Genomic DNA, 5060 nt, shown 5'->3' with positions numbered 1-5060 from the left:
CAGGGCAGCCGCGCGGAGATCAGACGCGAGCGCGGGGAGGACGGAAAAGGCCGTCCGGGGCATTCGAGCCGGCGAACCGGTCTACATGAACACCCAGCCGTATCCCGGAAAAGGTGATGACGGCGACTTCCGCAATGGCGGCGACGATAACAGTCGGAGAGCAAGCGACGACGCAGCAGTTTCCAAGGGTCCCGTGCGTCGCGGGCTGCCCTTGGTCCTGCTGTGCTGCGGTTTCGCCGCAATCCTCCACTTGCGAGACGCGCGCATGACAGTCGTCCGCATGGGGCGATGTGGTCTCGACCGGATGGTCATGGGGACCTGATGCGGGCATGGAGTGGCCAATGCCGACGCTCGCCATGAGAAATGCCACAGCGACGAGTGCGCCTAATAGGCGCCTCATACCATCACTCAGCGTGAAGAAGGTACTTCCCATGGAGCTTGGCTAGCATGATTCTTCTGGCAGATCAAGGGTTCTACCTCATCAAATCTTAGCATCCCTCAGTTTTTTCTTGCCCTGAAGAATCCGGGTGTGATTCAAGGAGTCCGCCTTTTTTCAGGCGGAGGAACCGTGATGGGCGGGATCGAACACGTTGCTCGTGGGATCATAGCGGACCTTGAGGCGAAGCTGCCGGGCCAGCGCAGGACGCAGCGCGGCAAGCTGGGTCTTCTGGTGGCGACGATGCTGGAGGTGCGCAGCGCCAATTGCATGGACCTTGCGGCCTCACTGCCACGGCCGTGCAAGCTGGTCATCAAGCGCTATCAGTGGATCGAGCGTTTTCTGTCCAATGATCTGGTGGATGTGGACGCGGTGATGGCGCCTTATGGTCGCGAGGTGCTGAAGCATCTGGCGGACGCCGGACAGACCGTTGTGCTGATGATCGACCAGAGCAAGGCGACCGATCTGCACCAGATGGTGATGGTCTCGGTGCGCCTCGGCAACCGGGCGCTGCCCTTGGCCTGGCGAGTGAAGGAGACGCAGGGCGCCATCGGCATTGCCGAACAGCGCAAGGCGCTGGAAGCGGTGCGGGCCATGCTGCCCGAGGGAGTGAGGGTGGTGCTGATGGGCGACCGTTTCTATGGCAGCCCCGATCTCATCGCCTGGTGCCGGAAGCAGGGGTGGCACTGGCGGCTGAGGCTCAAGCAGGAGCTGCTGGTGTTCGAGCAGGACGGCGAGACGACGCTTGGCGAGTGCTTCGCCCGTGGCGAGCGCATGCTCAGCGACATCGAACTCACCCACAAGCGCGTGCGGACCCATGTCGCCATGGTTCACGAGGAGGGCCACCCCGAACCCTGGATCATCGCCCTCTCCGAAGCCCCGACAATACACCGTGCCTTCGATTATGGGCTGCGCTGGGGCATCGAGGCCATGTTCTCCGACTTCAAGACACGGGGCTTCGGGCTGGAGGACAGCCAGATCCAGTACCCGGACCGCCTTGCACGGCTGATCCTGGTCATGGCGCTGGCCCTCTACTGGGCCGTCTCCACCGGCATGTGGGATGCCGAGCACAATCCCACCCCCGCCGAAAAAAAGACCCGCGGGACCGTCCGCGCAAGGCGGGGCGCAGCCTGATCTCCCTGTTCAAACGCGGCATACGACGGCTTCAGGCCATCTTCCAGTCCTTTGCCCCGTTACCTCGCCTCTGGGGGGCGTGGAGAAACTGAGGGATGGTAAGCTCATCAAATGGATGCCGTGCCGCTGCGACGCAACCAGTTCGTCTACATGGCCGCCTGCGGGGCCAAGCTCGCGGCGCTCAATGCGCTCTACGGGAATAGTCTCGCCTAGGACGATAGCACCATGCCCTGGGTGGTGTTCGCCGACCTGCAGGTGGCGGGCGTCGGCCTGAGCGAGGCCGCGGCGAGAGCCGCCGGCCATGAGGTCAAGACATCCATCGTGCCGCTCGACCATGTGCCACGCGCACGGGCAGCCCGCGACACGCGCGGACTGATCAAGCTGGTGGCGGGCGCCAACACCGACCGTCTGCCGGACGGTCAGACCTCGCGCCCGAGGGCACCGACAGCATTCAGACGCTGGCGCTGGCGCTTAAGTTCGGCATGACCGCCAAGGCGCTTGCCGGGACGATCTTCCCGTACCTGACCACGGTCGAAGGGCTGAAGCTTGCCGCCCAGACTTTCGACAGGGGCGTGGCCAAGCTCTCCTGCTGCGTCGGTAAGATCCTCAAGTAGCCGCGACACCTTGGAACTCGACAAGTTTCCGACGACAGCCTATGAATACATGATGGTCAAGCTTGTACGGATATTCGTGTTCGCCTTGCTCGCCGCATTCGCGGTCGGCTCGGGCGCGCACGCGATGAGCACAACCACCATGTCGATCAAGATGGCGCTCGCCGATGGCGGCGCCATGGATATGGCCGACTGTCAGGGCTGCGGCTCCGACGGTGACGGCGACGACGGCGGGCTTAGCTGTAGCATGGTGTGCGTCACTCCACTCCTGGCCAGTCTCAGCCCCGAGGGCAGTGTTCCGCTGGTGACCGGCATATCTCCGTCGGTCCGCGCCTTCTACGATCTTGCCGGACGGACAGGTCCGCCCGAACCCTACCCTCCCCGAACGCTCATCTGATCGGACGCCGGTCGGGGTACGCTCCGACCGCTGCGCCCTGCTGCGCTTCCCGGGCGACCGCGCGGGCAGCCGCCGCTCAATGCGTGTGCAGACCCGAGTCTGCGCATCCGAAGCACAGCGGAAATCAGATGAGAGCGAACCATGTCACCGATCACTTTGGCGCTATCGCGCCGAACTTTACTGAAGGCGTGCGCCGCCGGCGCTGCAAGCCTGAGCATGCCTGGCCTTATGTTGCCCGCACGTGCGGCCGGCGTCCGGGAGTTCTCCTTGCGGGCCGCGCCGGGACGGGCGCGGCTCGTTCCGGAGCCGCACGGCGAGACGCCCGCCTGGTGCTATAACGAGACCGTCCCCGGACCTGAAATCCGCGTTCGTCAGGGCGAGCGTCTTCGGATTACCGTCGAGAACGGGCTTGCCGAAGAGACCACAGTCCACTGGCACGGGCTCCGGGTCCCCAACGCCATGGATGGCGTGCCGCATCTCAACCAGCCGCCGATCGCGCCGGGCGGAACCTTCGTCTACGAGTTCGACGCGGTCGATGCCGGCACCTTCTGGTATCACCCGCATCAGCGCAGCTTCGAGCAGGTCGGCCGCGGCCTGTACGGGCCGCTGATCGTCGAAGAGCCCGAACCGCCAAAAGTCGATCGGGAACTCGTCTGGGTGCTCGACGACTGGCGGCTCACGAAGTCTGCCGAGATCTCCAACGATTTCGGTAACGGCCATGACATGAGCCACAATGGCCGGATCGGCAACACCGTCACCATCAACGGTCGCGTGCCGGACGCGCGTCCGGTGCGCAGCGGCGAGCGCATCCGGCTGCGGCTCATCAATGCCGCGAACGCGCGCATCTTCAGCCTCGACTTCCAAGGCCATACACCGACGGTCATCGCGCTCGACGGCCAGCCGGTAACGCCGCACGCGCCAATGGGCGGCCTCGTCGTACTGGGACCGGCGATGCGGGCCGACATCATTCTCGACATGATGGGCGAGCCCGGCAGTCGGGTCTCGGTCATTGACCGCTTCTATCGGGACCTCGAATACCGGCTGGTCGACCTCGCCTACGGTGAGACAGCGTTTAGGGACACCATGCCTGACTGGCCGATCGTCCTGCCCGCCAATCCCTTGCGCGAACCAAATGTCGCTGCGGCGCTCCGCCACGAGGTGATCTTCAACGGCGGTATGATGGGCGGAATGGTGATGGCCGAGATGGGCGGCAGCATGGGCGAAGGAACATCAAGGGGAATGGGCGGCGGGATGATGCGCGGCATGATGGGCATGATGCACGGCAATGGCATCTGGTTCGTCAATGGCAAGGCCGCCGAAGGCCATGTGCTAGACCCGATGCTGACGCTCGAACGCGATGGTTCGCATGTGATCGCCATGACCAATGCGACGGCGTGGCACCACCCGATCCATCTGCACGGCCATTCCTTCCGGGTAATCTCGCGCAACGGCGAGCCGACGCCGCACCGCGAATGGCAGGACACGGTGCTAATGGCGCCACGGGAGAAGGTCGAGATTGCCTTCGTCGCCGACAATCCCGGCGACTGGATGTTCCACTGCCACATCCTCGAACACCAGGCTGGCGGGATGATGGGTGTCATCCGCGTTGTCTGATCTAGAGATTCAAGGAGAACCATAATGCACAAGATCATCGTCGCCGCCCTCGCCGCAGCCGTCCTCGGTGCCGGCGTCTACATCACGAACGCATCTCTCGCGGTCGCCGAGGAAGTGAGCCTCTACAAGAACCCGCAATGCGGCTGCTGCGAAAGCTATGCCGACTATCTGCGTGAGAACGGATTCACCGTGACCGTGAAACCGACCCACGAGCTCGTCGCCATGAGCCGCGAAGCCGGCATTCCGGACGATTTCCAGGGCTGCCACCTCGCCTTCATCGACGATTATGTGGTGAGCGGCCATGTGCCTGTCGCGACCGTCAATCGCCTGCTCTCGGAGCATCCGGACATCAAGGGCGTGACCTTGCCCGGCATGCCGATGGGATCACCCGGCATGAGCGGCGCCAAGACCGAACCTTTTACGATCTACGCCGTGGGTGACGGCAAGCCGTCCGTATACGCGGTCGAATAGGGAGATTTTCCGATGAACAACGCTCCGACCGGTATGGGCATGGGGATGATGGACGGCATGGGCGGCATGATGATGTGGGGCATGGGCCTTGTCTGGCTGCTCGTGATCGTCCTGCTCGTCCTCGGGATTGCGGCGCTGGTCAAATACCTCTTCGGGGGCAAACGCTGATGAACCGCGCCATTATTGGCGCCACGATGTTGCTCGGCGGAAGCGCCGTGGCCGGGCTGCTCTGGGTCAGGTTTGATCAAAGTGGCCCGACGGAGGCATCCGCTGAACGGCTCGACCGCGGACGCGCGATCTACGCGGCGAACTGCGCTTCATGTCACGGCGCGAAGCTCGAAGGCCAGCCGGACTGGAAGAGCCGCCTGCCGTCGGGTCGCCTGCCCGCGCCGCCGCA

The 5060-nt window shown here is 64.1% G+C and carries 7 protein-coding genes and 1 pseudogene; 7 read left to right on the top strand and 1 reads right to left on the bottom strand.

Annotation, left to right across the window (positions count from 1 at the left end):
- Positions 1–19: 19 nt before the first annotated feature.
- Positions 20–400, bottom strand: coding sequence for a hypothetical protein (locus C0456_RS19505; RefSeq protein WP_291055963.1), 381 nt, complete (start codon positions 398–400; stop codon positions 20–22).
- 168 nt (positions 401–568) lie between these two features.
- Here C0456_RS19505 and C0456_RS19500 point away from each other — a divergent pair, with 168 nt between their 5' ends.
- From C0456_RS19500 to C0456_RS19465, 7 genes and pseudogenes are all read left to right on the top strand, one after another.
- Complete coding sequence (locus C0456_RS19500; RefSeq protein ID WP_291055960.1) at positions 569–1570, top strand: transposase; 1002 nt, start codon at positions 569–571, stop codon at positions 1568–1570.
- A 132-nt stretch (positions 1571–1702) separates the two neighbouring features.
- Positions 1703–2184 (top strand): annotated as a pseudogene (locus C0456_RS20995) (mercury(II) reductase); the annotation flags it as partial.
- A gap of 52 nt (positions 2185–2236) precedes the next feature.
- Entirely contained in the window at positions 2237–2578 is a 342-nt protein-coding gene (locus tag C0456_RS19485; RefSeq protein WP_291055951.1) for a hypothetical protein, read from the top strand.
- A gap of 141 nt (positions 2579–2719) precedes the next feature.
- On the top strand, positions 2720–4192 hold the full coding sequence (locus C0456_RS19480; RefSeq protein ID WP_291055948.1) for a multicopper oxidase family protein: 1473 nt from the start codon (positions 2720–2722) through the stop codon (positions 4190–4192).
- 24 nt (positions 4193–4216) lie between these two features.
- Positions 4217–4663 carry a DUF411 domain-containing protein gene (locus tag C0456_RS19475; protein ID WP_291055945.1) on the top strand — a complete coding sequence of 149 codons (447 nt, stop codon included), beginning with the start codon at positions 4217–4219 and terminating at the stop codon, positions 4661–4663.
- 12 nt (positions 4664–4675) lie between these two features.
- Positions 4676–4831, top strand: a complete 156-nt coding sequence (locus tag C0456_RS19470) for a hypothetical protein (RefSeq protein ID WP_236108516.1) — start codon at positions 4676–4678, stop codon at positions 4829–4831.
- A partial coding sequence (locus C0456_RS19465) for a c-type cytochrome (RefSeq protein WP_291055938.1) occupies positions 4831–5060 on the top strand: 230 nt, incomplete at its 3' end. The genes C0456_RS19470 and C0456_RS19465, both read left to right, overlap by 1 nt.

Origin of the sequence: Hyphomonas sp. (assembly GCF_013823385.1) — a bacterium.
In the GTDB taxonomy this organism is placed as follows: domain Bacteria; phylum Pseudomonadota; class Alphaproteobacteria; order Caulobacterales; family Hyphomonadaceae; genus Hyphomonas.
The sequence above is the reverse complement of the archived record's forward strand: the minus strand, read 5'-3'. Positions and strand labels throughout refer to the sequence as shown.